12 protein-coding genes are annotated in these 14805 nt (G+C 73.0%); all 12 read left to right on the top strand.

Annotated elements, in window-relative coordinates; all coding sequences use genetic code 11:
* The first annotated feature begins 83 nt into the window (after positions 1-83).
* The 12 genes from SD460_RS27535 (at position 84) to SD460_RS27480 (ending at position 14782) form a co-directional block, all read left to right on the top strand.
* Positions 84-2282 (top strand): FtsX-like permease family protein, encoded by a 2199-nt coding sequence (locus SD460_RS27535; RefSeq protein WP_318306928.1) that lies wholly within the window; start codon positions 84-86, stop codon positions 2280-2282.
* A gap of 155 nt (positions 2283-2437) precedes the next feature.
* Positions 2438-3262, top strand: a complete 825-nt coding sequence (locus SD460_RS27530) for a hypothetical protein (RefSeq protein ID WP_290060520.1) — start codon at positions 2438-2440, stop codon at positions 3260-3262.
* Between the two features lie 217 nt (positions 3263-3479).
* Positions 3480-4484, top strand: coding sequence for a LacI family DNA-binding transcriptional regulator (locus SD460_RS27525; RefSeq protein ID WP_290060519.1), 1005 nt, complete (start codon positions 3480-3482; stop codon positions 4482-4484).
* Positions 4481-5422 carry a carbohydrate ABC transporter permease gene (locus SD460_RS27520; protein WP_290060518.1) on the top strand — a complete coding sequence of 314 codons (942 nt, stop codon included), beginning with the start codon at positions 4481-4483 and terminating at the stop codon, positions 5420-5422. The genes SD460_RS27525 and SD460_RS27520 overlap by 4 nt, the downstream gene beginning before the upstream one ends.
* Before the next feature lie 2 nt (positions 5423-5424).
* The gene (locus SD460_RS27515; RefSeq protein ID WP_290060516.1) at positions 5425-6252 is read left to right on the top strand and encodes a carbohydrate ABC transporter permease; all 828 of its coding nucleotides are present in this window, start codon (positions 5425-5427) and stop codon (positions 6250-6252) included.
* 56 nt (positions 6253-6308) lie between these two features.
* Positions 6309-7589 carry an ABC transporter substrate-binding protein gene (locus SD460_RS27510; RefSeq protein ID WP_290060513.1) on the top strand — a complete coding sequence of 427 codons (1281 nt, stop codon included), beginning with the start codon at positions 6309-6311 and terminating at the stop codon, positions 7587-7589.
* Between the two features lie 13 nt (positions 7590-7602).
* Positions 7603-8757, top strand: coding sequence for an ADP-ribosylglycohydrolase family protein (locus SD460_RS27505; RefSeq protein ID WP_290060511.1), 1155 nt, complete (start codon positions 7603-7605; stop codon positions 8755-8757).
* Complete coding sequence (locus tag SD460_RS27500) at positions 8754-10037, top strand: ADP-ribosylglycohydrolase family protein (protein ID WP_318306927.1); 1284 nt, start codon at positions 8754-8756, stop codon at positions 10035-10037. The genes SD460_RS27505 and SD460_RS27500 overlap by 4 nt, the downstream gene beginning before the upstream one ends.
* The gene (locus SD460_RS27495) at positions 10034-10915 is read left to right on the top strand and encodes a ribokinase (protein ID WP_290062560.1); all 882 of its coding nucleotides are present in this window, start codon (positions 10034-10036) and stop codon (positions 10913-10915) included. Before SD460_RS27500 ends, SD460_RS27495 begins: the two co-directional genes overlap by 4 nt.
* Positions 10912-12765, top strand: a complete 1854-nt coding sequence (locus tag SD460_RS27490) for an SUMF1/EgtB/PvdO family nonheme iron enzyme (RefSeq protein ID WP_318306926.1) — start codon at positions 10912-10914, stop codon at positions 12763-12765. The genes SD460_RS27495 and SD460_RS27490 overlap by 4 nt, the downstream gene beginning before the upstream one ends.
* Complete coding sequence (locus tag SD460_RS27485; RefSeq protein WP_290062557.1) at positions 12762-13970, top strand: CaiB/BaiF CoA transferase family protein; 1209 nt, start codon at positions 12762-12764, stop codon at positions 13968-13970. Before SD460_RS27490 ends, SD460_RS27485 begins: the two co-directional genes overlap by 4 nt.
* The gene (locus SD460_RS27480; protein ID WP_318306925.1) at positions 13967-14782 is read left to right on the top strand and encodes an HpcH/HpaI aldolase/citrate lyase family protein; all 816 of its coding nucleotides are present in this window, start codon (positions 13967-13969) and stop codon (positions 14780-14782) included. Before SD460_RS27485 ends, SD460_RS27480 begins: the two co-directional genes overlap by 4 nt.
* The last annotated feature ends 23 nt before the right edge of the window (positions 14783-14805 follow it).

Below are 14805 nucleotides of genomic sequence, written 5' to 3'. Positions count from 1 at the left end.
GGCGGGCGGCCCCCGTGGGCAACCGGGGTCCGGCCGAGGCCGATCGAGGTCGGCCACGGGCTCCGGCAGCCGGCGGTGACTCGATGATCCGCCGCTGGGTCGCCGACTTCGGGCTCGGGATGCGGCTCGCGCTCGGCGGTGGTGGGGTGCGGACCGCGTGGGCGCGTCTCGCCCTCACCGCCGCCGGGGTGGGGCTCGGCGTTGTCGTGCTGCTCGCCGCCACCTCGCTGCCGCACATGCTCGGGGCTCGTTCCGATCGCTCCGCCGGGCGGATGGCCGTCGCCGCGGCCGTCGACGGGGTGGATCCCGTCTACGCCGTCGATCGGAACGACGAGTTCCGCGGGCGGGGCCTCCAAGGCCACGTCGTGCAGCCGACCGGGCCGCGGCTGCCGGCCGCACCCGGGGTCGGACGGCTGCCCGGGCCCGGTGAGGCCGTGCTTTCGCCCGCGCTCGCCGGCCTCCTGCGGTCGCCGGACGGGGAGCTGCTGCGGCCGCGCTTTCCGGAGCGGGTGATCGGCACCATCGGCGACGCCGGGCTGACCGGGCCGAACGAGCTGTACTTCTACGTCGGCTCCGCGGCCGTCGCCACGCAGCCCGGCGCCGAGCTCGTCAGCGGGTTCGGCGGCGAACCACTGCGGCGGGGGCTCGATCCGCTCCAGCTGCTCCTGGTCGTGGTCGGGGCGACGACCTGCCTCGTGCCGGTGTTCGTCTTCGTCGTCACCAGCACCCGGCTCGCCGCCGCCTCGCGCGACCGGCGGCTGGCCGCGCTGCGGCTGGTCGGTGCGGACCGCGGCCAGGTGCGCCGGATCGCCGCCGGTGAAGCGCTGCTCGGGTCGTTCGCCGGGCTCGTCGTCGGCGGGGTGCTGTTCCTGCTCGTGCGCTTGCTCGTCCCGCTGATCACCGTGTCCGCCTTCCGCGGCGGCATCTTCGCCGCCGACGTCGTGCCCGACTGGCGGCTCGGCGTCCCCGCGCTGCTGGCGTTGCCGCTGCTGGCCTGCGCGGCGGCCGTCTTCGCGCTGCGGCGGGTCGTCGTCGAGCCGCTCGGAGTCGTCCGGCGCGGGACGCGGCTGCGGCGGAAACTGTGGTGGCGCTTGGTACCCGCGGTCGCCGGCGGGGTGCTGCTGGCCGTGCGGGCCGGGACCGGAGACGCGCTCGACCCCGCCGTGATCGCCGGCGTCGTGCTCGTCCTCACGGCCGTGCCGCTCGTGCTGCCGTGGCTCGTCGAGCGCGTCGCGGGCGTGCTCCACGGCGGTTCGCCCGCCTGGCTGCTGGCCGTGCGGCGGCTCCAGCTCGACAGCGCGACGGCGGCGCGCCTGGTCGGCGGTATCGCCGTCGTGCTGGCCGGATCCATTGCGCTGCAAGGGGTCTACGCACGCGTGGAGCGCGACGAGCCGCCGGTGGGTGACGTCCGGGTGATGGCCACGGCGTTCGTCACGAGCCTCGCCGACGTCGACGCGTTCACCGCCGCCCTGCACGCCCTGCCCGGGCTGGCCGGTGTCCCGGTGGAAACCCGGGGACTGGTGCGGACCGCGGCGGGGGAGCGGTCCTCGATCGTCGTGGAGACGTGCGCCGAGCTCGCGATCGCGGGCTGCCGCGACGGCGACGTCTACGCGACGGGCCCCGGGGCGCCCGGTCCGGGTGACCAGGTCCGGTTCGCCGGGACCGGCCCTCCACAGTGGACGGTCCCGGCGGACCGCTACCACGTGCACTCCGGCGAAACACCGGGACTGCGCGTCACGCCGGGCGCGCTGCGCACCGCGACGAGCATCGGGCTGAGCTCCAACGCGCGGATCCCCGCCGCCGGACCCGATGTGGTGGAGCAGGTGCGCAACATCGTGGGCTGGAAGGGGATCGTCGCCTCGCTGGGGACCGAACGGGACGGTACCTACGCTTTCCTCACGCGGGTGCTGTCGGTGGGCTCGGTCCTGGTGCTGCTGCTCGCCGCGGGCAGCCTGCTGATCGCGGCGTGGGAACAGCTCCGCGAACGCAGGCGCAGTCTCGCCGCGCTGATGGCGAACGGCGTCGGACGCGGCGTGCTCGCGCGGTCCTTGGTGTGGCAGCTGGCGATCCCGGTGGCGGTGGCGGTCGTCGTCGCCGTGCTCGCCGGGCTCGGGCTCGACTGGCTGCTGCTCACCATGGTGGTGCACCGCCCGATGGCGGCCGACCTGGCGATGATCGGCGTGCTGACGGCGACCGCGGCCGCCGCCGTGCTGGTGGTGACCGCCGCGACACTGCCGGTGCTGTGGCGGACCGCCAGTCTGGAACAGTTGCGGGAAGAGTAGCGAAACCGGTTGCGGTGCAACGAATTCCGCGCCGATCGTTCGATAGGTACGGCGAGGCTGCCCCAAGGGGCGCCCTCTTCGCCGTGGTGGCGGCGCCCGGAGCTCGGCGATGGTGGAGGGGCAGTTGTCCACCGAGCCGAGTTTCGAGGCAGCCGATGCGCACCATGTACGACGCGCTCACCGCGCGCAACATCCTGAAGAAGGACCGGCGGCCGGTGATGGTGGCCGGGTACATCGACCGGATCAAGCTCGCGCCGTGGACCGACGACGACTGGGCGCTCTTCCCGGACGCGCTGAAGGTGGAGATCGTCAAGAAGGCGTCCACGAACGACGGTCACGTCCTCGACGTCGAACCCGGCGACGCGCGGCCCGAGGAAGCGCCCGGCTGGGCGGCGATGCGGCGCCGGTCGGGGTTCGCGCACCCGGTCGTCTACTGCAACCGGTCGACGTGGCCGAAGGTCAAGGCCGCGTTCGCCGACCAGGGAGTCGAGCCGCCGCTGTACTGGATCGCGACGGCCACCGGGCGGCGCGAAATCCCGCCGGGCGCGATCGCCGCGCAGTACCTGCTCGACGTCGAGCCCGGCATCGACATCTCCGTCGTGGCCGACTTCTGGCCCGGCGTCGACGCACCGTCACCGGCACCCCTTGCCACCGAAACCGGAGTGGAGTTCATGGAACGCATCACCGTCACCCCGCCCAACGCCGGCTCCAACACGGTCCGGCTCACCCTCTCCGGCAGCCTCGGCGCCGCGGTCATCGTCCGCCCGCGCATCAACCGCGACGGCGTGGCGAAGCCGATGTGGGTCGGCAACATCTTCGCGTGGGGCTCGGACAAGGTCGGCGTCGGCCACAACCCGAAGTCCGACCCGGACTACGACGACCGCCTCACCTCCCACCGCCGGTTCTCGCTGCCGGGCGCGCTGTGGGCGGACCTCGAGTACAGCGCCGCGGAGCCGTTCGAGATCGACGTCGTCGGCTGAGCGGCCCGGCCCCGATGTAGTGAATGACTCATTCCTGTCGTCCGACGACCTGAATGAGTCATTCACTACATCCAGGTGACCGGGCGGGCGCGCTCCGTGCTGTGTTGACACGACCGCCGAACGGGTGTCAGTATCGGGATTAATCCGATTGGAAACGTTTCCAACACCGGTAACCGAAGTTGGAAACGTTTCCAGCACCTGACCCGAGGAAGCGACGATGACGTCAACACGCGCCACGCTGCTGCAGGTGGCCGAGCGCGCCGGGGTGTCACTGGCCTCGACCTCCCGGGCGCTGCACGGGACGGGCGCGAGCCCGGCGATGGTCGAGCGGGTCCGCGCCGCGGCCGCCGAGCTCGGCTACAGCGCGGACGCGATCGGGCGGTCGCTGCGGCTGAAGAAGACCTTCCAGGTCGCCTTCGCCGTCGCGGACATCGGCAACCCCGTCTACGTCGAGATGATGCGGGCCATCCACGAAGTCCTCGAACCGCACGGCTACCGCGTCGTCGTGATGACCACCGGTGACACCGCGACCTCGACCACCGAGCTCGTCCGCAGCCTCAACAGCGGCTTCGTCGACGGCATGATCGTCAGCCCGCTGCGGACCGACGACCGGCTCATCCGCGAGATCCAGCAGGCCCCCGTTCCGGTCGTGGTGATCGGGCGGGCACTGGACGACCGGGGGATCAGCTCGGTCTCCACCGACTCCGCCGGCGGGATCGGCGCTGCCGTGGCCCACCTGCACGCCATCGGCCGCCGCCGGGTCGGGTTCCTCAACGGGCCGCTCGACACCACGCCGGGCGCGTCCCGCCAGCGCGGCTTCGACGCCGCCACCGAGACGACCGCCTTCGAGCGGGTGGACCAGGAGATCGCCGCCGACTTCACCGTCACCGCCGGGCTCGAAGCCGCCCGGACGCTGCTCGCTCGCCAGAGCCTTGACGCGCTCGTCGCGGCCAACGACCTGCTCGCCATCGGCGCGATCCGCGCGGTCCGTGAGAAAGGCCTTTCCGTACCCGGCGACGTCGCGATCACCGGCATGGACGACACCGAGCTCGGCCGGGTCTTCCAGCCGAGCCTGACCAGCGTGTCCCTCGGCTCGACCGAACGCGGGCGCGCCGCCGCCCGGATCATGCTGCAGCTCGCCGACTACCCGGACCACGACGCGCAGCAGATCACCGTCGGCCCGCAGCTGCGGGTCCGTGAATCGACGGGAGGTGCGCAATGACCGCGACCTTGACCCGCCCGGCGCCCTCGGCCGGGAAGAAGAAGCCCGTCCTGGCCCGCACCCGGCGGCGCGAGGCGATCGCGCTGGTGCTGCCGTCGCTGATCCCGATCCTCGTGCTCAGCGTCGCCCCGCTGGTCGTCGGCATCTTCCTCGCCTTCACCGACGCGCGCCTGGTGCGCCACCCCGACTACGGCTTCGCCGGCGTCGACAACTTCGTCCGGCTCGCCGGCAACGACCTGTTCTGGGACTCGCTGCGGATCGGCCTGATCTGGACCGTCGGGGTGACGCTGCTCCAGCTGGCCGCCGCGATGGGACTGGCGCTGCTGCTGAACTCCGGGCTGAAACTGCAGGGCCTGACGCGGGTCCTGGCGCTCATCCCGTGGGCGATGCCGCCGGTCGTCGTGGCGATCATGTGGCAGATGATCTACTCCGCCAACGGCGGCCCGCTCAACGCCTTCCTCGGCGGCGTCGGCCTGCCCGACGACGTCAACTGGCTCGGCGACTTCTCGACCGCGCTGCCCGCGGTGATCGTCGTCGGCGTCTGGGTCGGCATGCCGCAGACCACGGTGACGCTCCTGGCCGGCCTGCAGCAGATCCCGGCCGAACTGCACGAGGCCGCATCGGTCGACGGGGCGGGTGCGTGGCGGCGGTTCACCGCGGTGACGTGGCCCAGCCTGCGCCCGATCGTCACCTCGATCACGTCGCTGAACTTCATCTGGAACTTCAACTCGTTCTCGCTGGTCTACGTCCTCACCGCGGGCGGCCCGGGCGGGAAGACGATGGTGCCGGTGCTGTTCATCTACCTGGAAGCCTTCAAGAACCGCGAAATCGGCCGCGCCGCCGCGATGGGCCTCGTGCTCGTCGTCGTGGTGGTCCTGATCCTCGCCGTCTACCTGCGGTCGCAGTTCCGCGACGACCGTGCCGCGAAGGGGCGGTGACCATGCGCGTCCTCGTGCGCCCGGCGCAGTACTTCGCCCTCGCGCTCTACATCCTGTTCCTCGGCTTTCCCGTGCTGTGGCTCGTCTCCGCGTCGGTGAAGTCGTCGGGCGAGCTGAACTCCCTGACGGTGAGCCTGCTGCCGAGCGAATGGCACTGGGACAACTACTCCGAGGCGCTCGACAAGCAGGGCCTGATCCGGTCCGCGGCCAACAGCCTGATCGTCGCGCTGGCCTCGACCGCGCTGTCGGTCCTCATCGCCGTGCCCGCGGCCTACGTCCTCGCGCGGCTCAAGGGCAAGGTGCGCGCGGCCGGCGTCGGGTGGATCCTGGTCAGCCAGGTGTTCCCGGTGGTGCTGATCATCCTGCCGCTGTTCCTCATCCTGCGGACGCTGGGCCTGGCCGACAACCTCGCCGGCCTGACGCTCGTGCACACGACGTACATGCTGCCGTTCGCGCTGTGGATGCTGCAGGGCTACGTCGCCGCGATCCCGGTGGAACTCGAGGAAGCCGGGGCGGTGGACGGCGCGAGCCGGCTGACCGTGCTGCGCACGATCGTCTTCCCGCTGCTCGCGCCCGGCGTGGTCGCGACCGCGATGTTCAGCTTCGTCTCGTCGTGGAACGAATTCTTCTTCGCACTGGTGCTGCTGCAGTCGCCGGAGAACTACACCCTGCCCATCACCCTCACCATGTTCGTCGGCGGGGAGGGCAAAGTCGCCCTCGGCCCGCTCGCCGCGGGCGCCGTGCTCGCGGCCATCCCCAGCATCGTCTTCTTCGGCATCCTGCGGAAGAAGCTCACCGGCGGCCTGATGGCCGGGGCGGTGAAGGGATGAACCCCCAGTCCCCCCAAAGCTCTGCCCCTCAAAAGAAACGCTCGAAAGGTCGGTCGATGAAGACACGACGCACACTGGTCGCCGGCGCACTGACGGCCGTCGGACTGCTGCTCACCGCCTGCGGTGGCGGGGGCAGCGGCGACGGCGGGGACGGTCCGGTCTCCCTCACCTTCCAGTCCCTGTCCGACCAGCCCGCCGCCATCGCCGCGACGCAGAAGATCGTCGGCGACTGGAACAAGGCGCACCCGGACGTGCAGGTCAAGATCGTGCCGGCGGGCTGGGACGGCGTCTACGACAAGCTGATCACCCAGTTCAACGCCGGTTCGGCGCCGGACATCGTGCACTACGAGGCGGCCGGCATCGCGCCCTTCGCCACGGACGGCTTCCTCGCCGACCTCACGCCGTACCTCTCGGCGGAGAAGCGCGCGGACATCCCGAAGGGCGTCCTCGACTCGGTCACGGTCGACGGCAAGGTGATCGCCCAGCCGACCGAGCTGCAGTCCTATGTGGTCTTCGCGAACAAGACCCAGCTGCAGCAGGCCGGCGTCACGATCCCGACCGGTGCCTCGATGACGTGGGACCAGCTGCGCGAGATCGCCAAGGCGGCCACCAAGGACGGCAAGTTCGGCCTCGGCTGGGGCCTGTCGAGCCCGACGGCGGCGTTCGTCGCGCTGGCGCCCGGGTTCGGCGGCAAGTACTTCGAGGGCACCGGCAACGACGCCAAGCTGACGGCCGGGCCGGGGGAGCAGGCGCTGCCGCAGCTCGTCGACGCGATGGCGCACCAGGACAAATCGATCCTGCCCGTCACGCTGACGCAGTCCGGCACGAAGGCGCTGGCGCCGTTCTACGCGGGGCAGATCGCGATGACCGTGCAGGGGTCCTACCAGGCGGCCAACATCGCCAAGGACGCGCCGAAGGGCTTCGACTGGGTGGTCCTGCCGCCGCTGGCCGGCTCGGCCGGGCCCGCGCAGGCCGCGAACCCGCAGACGCTGTCGGTGAACAAGGACTCGGCGCACGTCAAGGAGGCCGCGGAGTTCGTGGACTTCTTCACCGGGACCGAAAACCTGGCCGCGATCAACGAAGCCGACGCCCTGATCCCGCCGACGACGTCGGCGCGCCAGGCACTGGCCACCAAGCTCGCCGGGAAGAACGGCTGGGACGCGATCCTGGCCTCCGGTGAGCACCTGACCTCGGCGCCCTACCTGTTCGCCGGGAAGTACGCGCAGTGGAAGGACACCGTCGCGACGCCGGCCTACCAGCAGTTCCTCGCCCAGAAGATCGACGCGGCCGGCCTCGCGAAGCAGCTCGAGGACGGCTGGAAGAACGTCAGCAAGTGACAGGAGCGGATTGGTGACCTGGCTGGAAGACCGGGCCGTCGCGGTGATCACCGGTGCGGCCGTCGGGGACGCCCTCGGCGGCGCCACCGAAGGGTGGACACCCGAGCAGATCGAAGAACGGCACGGCGGCCGGGTGACCGGTGTCGTCGGGCCGTGGTACCCGGATTGGCGGACGGCCCGCCCGATCGCGCCTTACCACAAGGGCGACGGGCACGTCACCGACGACACCCTCATGACGCGGGCGCTCGTCGAGGTGTACGCGAAGCGCCGTGCACACCTCGACGCGTACGCGATGGCCGAAGACCTGGTGCCGCTCATGATCGGCGAGCCGCGCTGGGTACCGGAGCTGGAGTCGACCGCGCTGCTGCTGCAGCGGGTCTTCCTCGCGGAGAAGTGGATCGTCGCGAGGCTCCACTACGGACACGTCGACCCGCGCGAAGCGGGCGTGGGCAACGTGGTCAACTGCGGCGCGGCGATGTACGTCGCCCCGGTGGGCGTGGTCAACGCGGGTGATCCGCGGGCCGCGTACGCCGAGGCGATCGACCTGACCGGCGCGCACCAGTCCAGCTACGGCCGCGAGGCGGCGGGCGTGCTGGCCGCGATGGTGGCGGCCGCCGTCGCCCCGGGCGCGACGCTCGACGACGTCGTGGCGGCCGCGCTGGACGTGGCCCACGACGGGACCGCGGCGGCGGTGCGCGCGGTCGTGGAGACCTTCGGTGACCGGTCCGTCCCCCCGGGCACCGACGGGGAAGAACGTGCGCTGGCGGCTCTCGTCCGCGAGACCGTCGCGCCGTTCGACTCGGTCGGGCCGCGCTACCGGGAGATGTCGATGGACGCACGCCGGCCGTCGCGGACGAAGTCGATCGAGGAGCTGCCCGCCGCGCTGGCGTTCGTGCTGGCGCACAAGGGCGACTTCCGCGGCGCGGTGCTGGCGGCGGTGAACTACGGCCGCGACGCCGACTCGATCGCCGTGATGGCGGCGGCGATCTGCGCGGGTCTCGGCGGGACGGCCGTGGTCCCCGCGGAGTGGGTCGACGAGATCGGCGATGCGAGCCGGATGGACCTGCGTGAGACCGGGCACCTGCTGGCTTCGGCGGCGGTGGACATCCTGAAGGCCGACCGCGAGCGGGCCGCCGCGCGCGCCGCGTTCCTGGAGGCGACGGCGTGAGGCTGACCTGGGCCCGGCCCGAGGACCTGCTCCCGCACGAGCTGGTCCAGTCCGCCGCGGAGGGCAAGGACGTCTCCGCGGCGCGGGCGCGGTGGATCGCGGCGGGCGGCGATCCGGTGCCCGCGGTGAGCGGCGCGGGCCCGGCGGCGCCCGGGCTGCGGCCGCTGGCACGGGAACTGCTGGACTCGCTGGACGCCCCGGTGTCTGAACCGGAGCTCGTCCTGCCCGCGGCGCCCGCCCTGCCCCGCGGGTCCCGCGGCCGCGAACTCGACGCGTGGACCGGCCGGGCGGCGGGCTGCCTGCTCGGCAAGCCGGTGGAGAAGATCCCGCGCGAGGGGATCGAGGAGATCCTCCGGGCCACCGGCCGGTGGCCCCTCGACCGGTGGTTCACCGCGGTGGGGCTGCCCGGCGACGTCGCGGCGCGGTGGCCGTGGAACCGCCGGTCGGCGCCGACGTCGCTGGAGGAGAACATCGACGGGATGCCCGAGGACGACGACCTCAACTACCCGATGCTGGCGCTGTCACTGGTGGAAGAGCACGGCCGGGGGTTCACCACCGGCGACGTCGCCCAGCTGTGGCTGGACAACCTGCCCGCCGGGCGGGTCTTCACCGCCGAGCGCGCGGCGTACCGGAACCTGCTCGACGCGCGCGAGGACACCGCGACCCACCACAACCCGTTCCGGGAGTGGATCGGCGCGCTGATCCGCGCGGACGTCTTCGGCTGGATCAGCCCGGGCGACGTGCCGGGTGCGGCCCGGATGGCGGCGGTGGACGCCCGCCTGAGCCACACGCGCAACGGCGTGTACGGCGCGATGTGGGTCGCGGGCCTGGCCGCGGCCGCGATGGTGTGCGACACGGTCGACGAGGTCCTGGACGCGGCGATGGCGGCGATCCCGGCGTCGAGCGACCTGGCGAAGGCCGTCCACTTCGGACGTTCGGCGGCCGGGGACGGCGATGTCCGAAGTGGACTCGACCGGCTGTACGAGGCTTACGGGCACCTGCATTGGGTGCACGTGCTCAACAACGCAGCGACGATCGCGTACGCCCTCGCGAAGGGCGGCGGCGAGTTCGGGCCGAGCGTGGCGATCGCGGTGACGGCGGGCTGGGACACCGACTCGGCGGCCGCGACGGTCGGGGGAGTGGTGGGTGCGCTGAGCGGGGTCGGGGAGTACTGGAGCAAGCCCCTGGACGGCCGGATCGCCACGTCACTGCCCGGCGGGGAACGCCGGATCGCGGACCTCGCGGCCCGCACGGCGGCCCTCGCGGGAGCCGGCCGATGACCGGGCGGGTCGTGGTCGTGGGTTCGGCCAATGTGGACCTCGCCGTCGACGTGCCCCGGCCGCCGAAGGCCGGGGAGACCATCCTCGGGAACCACCTCCGCCGCAGTCCCGGGGGCAAGGGCGCCAACCAGGCCGTCGCCGCCGCGCTGGCCGGCGGGGCCGAGACCACCTTCGTCGGCGCGCTCGGCGAGGACGAAGGCGCCGACCTGCTCCTCGTGTCCCTCGGCGGCGCCGGCGTGCGCACCGACCTCGTCGAACGCGCCGAAGCACCCACCGGGACCGCCTTCATCACCGTCGCCCCGGACGGCGAGAACGCCATCGTCGTGGCGCCCGGAGCCAACGACCACGTCAAGATCGGTGCCGCGCAGGCCGAGCGGATCGCCGAAGCCGTCGTCGTGCTGGCGCAACTCGAGATCCCGCTCGACGTGGTCGCGGCCGCCGCCGCGGCCCAGCGGCCCGGTGCGCTCGTCATCCTCAACGCGGCGCCGTCACGGGAACTGCCCGATTCGCTGTGGGAGGTCGTCGACCTGCTCGTCGTCAACGAGCACGAAGCGGCCGACCTCGCGGGCGAGCCCGAGAAGCTGCTCCGGCGCGTGCCCGCCGTCGTCGTCACCCTCGGCGGCGACGGCTGCGTGGTGCTCCGCCGGGACGAAGAACCCGTGCGGATCCCCGGCGTCCCGGTCGACGTCGTCGACACCACCGGCGCGGGCGACACCTTCTGCGGCGTCCTCGCGGCGGCACTGGCCCACGGCCACGACGTCCTCGAAGCCGCCCGGCGAGCGGGCGCGGCCGCCGCGCTGGCCGTCACCCGGCCCGGCGCCCAGGCCGCCGTCCCCACCGCCGCGGAAGTGGCGGCGCTCGGAGGAAAGGCACGATGACCTTCACGTTCGACCCGCTCGTCCCGCGGCCGATCGACCGGCCCACCGAGGTGCGCGGCCCGCTGTCCGCATTGGACGAAGCCAAGATCTTCGCCGCACCCGCGGACCCGGCCGACCGGCCCACGTGGCGCGCGAAGCTCCACGCCTGGCGCGAGGACGCCCGCGCGCGCCACGGCTACACCGGCGCCGCCTACGACCGCCCGCAAGCGGCCTGGGCGGCGTCCTGCCACACGGTCGCCCAGGTGTGGCTCTGGGACGAACTGCTGTACTCCTTCGAAGACCGCCGCTTCACGCCCGAGCGCTTCCTCGCCGACGCCCGCGCGCGCTTCGGCGGGCTCGACGCCGTCGTCCTCTGGCACGCCTACCCGGTGATCGGCCTCGACGACCGCAACCAGTGGGACTTCTACCGCGACGTCCCCGGGCTCGCCGGCCTGATCGCAACCCTGCACGACGAAGGCCTGCACGTCTTCGTCGACTACAACCCCTGGGACGTCGGCACCCGCCGCGGCGCGGACGACCTGACCGAACTCGCCGCGCTCGTCGCCGACCTCAAGGCGGACGGCGTCTTCCTCGACACGCTGAAGAAGGCCGAGCCGGACTTCGTCGAGCGGCTCGAAGCCGCCCGGCCCGGCATCGTTCTCGAGGGCGAATCGAAGCTCGCCGTCGAGCGGATCGAGGACCACGCGGCGTCGTGGGCCCAGTTCTTCGCCGACTCGCCCGTGCCCGGTGTCCTGCGCGCCCACTGGTACGAGCGGCGCCACATGCAGCACCACGTCCGCCGCTGGCACCGCGACCACAGCGAAGAACTGCAGTCGGCGTGGCTCAACGGCGCCGGCGTGATGGTTTGGGAGGTCGTCTTCGGCGTCTGGGTCGGCTGGTCCGCCCGCGACGCGTCGACCGTCCGCCGGATGGTCACCCTGCAGCGCCTGGCGAAGGACCTCCTCCTCGACGGCGAATGGACGCCGCTGGCCGAGCTGCCGCCCGAGGCCGAAGCGGCCGGCGTCTACGCGTCGAAGTGGGAACTCGGCAACCGGACACTGTGGACGCTCGTCAACCGCGGCGAGACCGACTACCACGGCCCGCTGCCCGGCACCGACCTCCTCGGCGGGGTCCCGGCCCGCGGGATCGGCGCCACGACCGACGGGTGGCGGCCGGAACTCCCGCCGTTGCCGCACGACCCGGACGCCCGGTTCCCGCACCGGGTCGCGAAGCGCGTGAGCCCACCCCGGACGACTGGGGCGCCCGAGGCGGACGCCGTCGTCGTGCCGTCCGGACCGTACGTGCTGACCGTCCGGTACCGCGCCCGTGAAACGGGTATGTACCAGGGCGCGCCCTACGTGGACGAATGGAAGCCCCTCCCGCCGCGCCTGCACGACGCCCGCACCCTGCAGCGCGAAGGCGAACTGACGACGGCCGTCGCGGTCGGGCGCACCGAAGTGACCCACGCGCAGTACGCGCAGTTCCTGGCCGCCACCGGCCACGAGCCGGGACCTGAGCGTCGCGGTGCCCCGGACGCACCCGTCACCCACGTCGACCTCGACGACGCCCGCGCGTACTGCGCGTGGCGGGGTGGCCGGCTGCCGACCGAGGACGAATGGCAGCTGGCGGGGGCGGAGCTGTGCCGCGGCACCCCGGCCGTGTGGAACTGGACCGAGAGCGAGCACTCCGACGGCCGCACCCGGTTCGTGATGGTGAAGGGCGGCAGCGACTACGTGGCCGAAGGCTCAGAGTGGTACGTCGAAGGCGGCCGGCACGCGCCGGATTACACCGTGAAACTGCTCTTGCCCGGCCTCGGTCTCGCCCGGAGCGCGACCGTCGGCTTCCGGTGCGCCTGGGAGGTGCCGTCGTGACCGTCTCCCGCGACCCCGCCGCCGGAGCCCTCGCCGGGCTGCGCGTCGTCGACGCGTCCACGCTCTTCGCCGGGCCGATGGCCGCGATGCACCTGGGTGACATGGGTGCCGAGGTGATCAAGGTGGAGCACCCGCGCAAACCGGACCCGTCGCGCTCGCACGGCGTCGCGAAGGACGGCGTCAACCTCTGGTGGAAGACGCTGGGCCGCAACAAGCGCACGATCACCGCCGACCTCGGCAGCGAAGGCGGCCGCGAGGTCTTCCTCGCGCTGGTCACCACCGCCGACGTCGTGATCGAGAACTTCCGCCCGGGCACCCTGGAACGCTGGCAGCTCGGGTACGACGAGCTGGCGAGCTGGAACCCGGAGCTCGTCCTCGCCCGCGTCACCGGCTTCGGGCAGACCGGCCCGTACCGCAGCCGGCCCGGCTTCGGCACCCTCGCCGAGGCGATGAGCGGGTTCGCGGCGACCACCGGGGAGCCGGACGGCCCGCCGACGCTGCCGCCGTTCGGGCTCGCGGACGGCGTCGCGTCCCTGGCCACGGCGTACGCGATCATGGTCGCGCTCGCCGCGCGCGCGAACACCGGGCGCGGGCAGGTCGTGGACACCGCGATCATCGAGCCGATGCTCGCCATGCTCGGCCCGCAGATCACGCGCTGGGACCAGCTGCGCACCGTCCAGCCGCGCACCGGCAACCGCTCGATCAACAACGCGCCGCGCAACACCTACCGCACCGCCGACGGCCAGTGGGTCGCGGTGTCCACTTCGGCCCAGTCGATCGCCGAGCGCGTGGTCCGGCTGGTCGGCCGCCCCGACCTGGCCGACGAGCCGTGGTTCGCCAGCGGGGCCGAGCGGGCCCGGCACGCCGACGAACTCGACGAGGCCGTCGGCAAGTGGATCGGGCAGCGCACGCGCGCCGAAGTCGTCGAGGCGTTCGAAGCGGCGCAGGCCGCGGTGGCGCCGATCTACGACGCCGCCGACGTCGTCGCCGACCCGCAGTTCCAGGCGCTCGGCACGATCCACGAGATCGACGACCCGGAGCTGGGGCCGATGCTCATGCAGGGCCCGCTGTTCCGGCTGTCGGGCCACGACGGCGTCATCGGGTTCACCGGGCGCCCGCACGGCGCCGACACCGACGCCGTCCTGGACGAGCTCGGGTTCGCGCCGGAGCGGGTGGCCGAGCTGCGGGACCGGGGTGCGGTGTGACCCCGCCGCTCACGTTTCTCTACGCACCCGCGGACCGGCCGGACCGGGTCGGCAAGGCCCTGGCGTCGGCGGCCGACGTCGTGCTCGTCGACCTCGAGGACGCCGTCGCCCCGGCCCGCAAGGACGAAGCCCGTTCGCACGTTCTGGAGCTGCTCGCGTCGGTGGCCAGGCCGGTGCAGGTGCGCGTCAACCACCCGAGCACGCCGTGGCACGAGGCCGACCTCGCGGCGGTGGCCGGCCTGCCGTCTCCGGTGGGCGTGCGGCTGCCGAAGGTCGAGGCGCCGGAGGAAATCCGGGCCGTCGCCGCGGCGCTCCCGGACCGGGACCTGCACCCGCTGATCGAGTCCGCCCTCGGCGTGGAGCGGGCGCTGGAGATCGCGACGGCGGCGCCGCGGGTGGCGTCGATCGGGCTCGGCGAGGCCGACCTGCGTTCGGACCTCGGCGTGGCCGACGACGCCGGGCTGACGTGGGCGCGCAGCCGGGTGATCGTCGCGGCCCGGGCCGCACGGCTCGCGCCGCCCGCGATGTCCGCGTACCCGAACGTCCGGGACCTCGACGGGCTCGCGGCGTCGTGCCGGGCGGGCCGCGCGCTGGGCTTCCGCGGCCGGACGGCGATCCACCCGGTGCAGCTGGCGACGATCCGGACCGCGTTCCTGCCGACCCGCGAAGAGGTTTCGCGGGCCCGCGAGGTCATCGCCCGGGTCGCCGGCGCGACGGCGGCGGGGGTGGGCGCGGTCGCGCTGCCCGACGGGAGCTTCCTCGACGTCGCCATGGTCGAGCAGGCGCGGACGGTGCTGTCCCTGGCCGAGTAGTACGGGCGTTGTACGGATTTTGG

The organism is Amycolatopsis solani (assembly GCF_033441515.1).
Taxonomy (GTDB): Bacteria; Actinomycetota; Actinomycetes; order Mycobacteriales; family Pseudonocardiaceae; genus Amycolatopsis; species Amycolatopsis solani.
The sequence above is the reverse complement of the archived record's forward strand: the minus strand, read 5'-3'. Positions and strand labels throughout refer to the sequence as shown.

Coding starts and splice junctions, on each gene's coding strand:
- SD460_RS27535 (WP_318306928.1), top strand. CDS start 84: ATGATCCGCCGCTGGGTCGCCGACTTCGGGCTCGGGATGCGGCTCGCG.
- SD460_RS27530 (WP_290060520.1), top strand. CDS start 2,438: ATGCGCACCATGTACGACGCGCTCACCGCGCGCAACATCCTGAAGAAG.
- SD460_RS27525 (WP_290060519.1), top strand. CDS start 3,480: ATGACGTCAACACGCGCCACGCTGCTGCAGGTGGCCGAGCGCGCCGGG.
- SD460_RS27520 (WP_290060518.1), top strand. CDS start 4,481: ATGACCGCGACCTTGACCCGCCCGGCGCCCTCGGCCGGGAAGAAGAAG.
- SD460_RS27515 (WP_290060516.1), top strand. CDS start 5,425: ATGCGCGTCCTCGTGCGCCCGGCGCAGTACTTCGCCCTCGCGCTCTAC.
- SD460_RS27510 (WP_290060513.1), top strand. CDS start 6,309: ATGAAGACACGACGCACACTGGTCGCCGGCGCACTGACGGCCGTCGGA.
- SD460_RS27495 (WP_290062560.1), top strand. CDS start 10,034: ATGACCGGGCGGGTCGTGGTCGTGGGTTCGGCCAATGTGGACCTCGCC.
- SD460_RS27490 (WP_318306926.1), top strand. CDS start 10,912: ATGACCTTCACGTTCGACCCGCTCGTCCCGCGGCCGATCGACCGGCCC.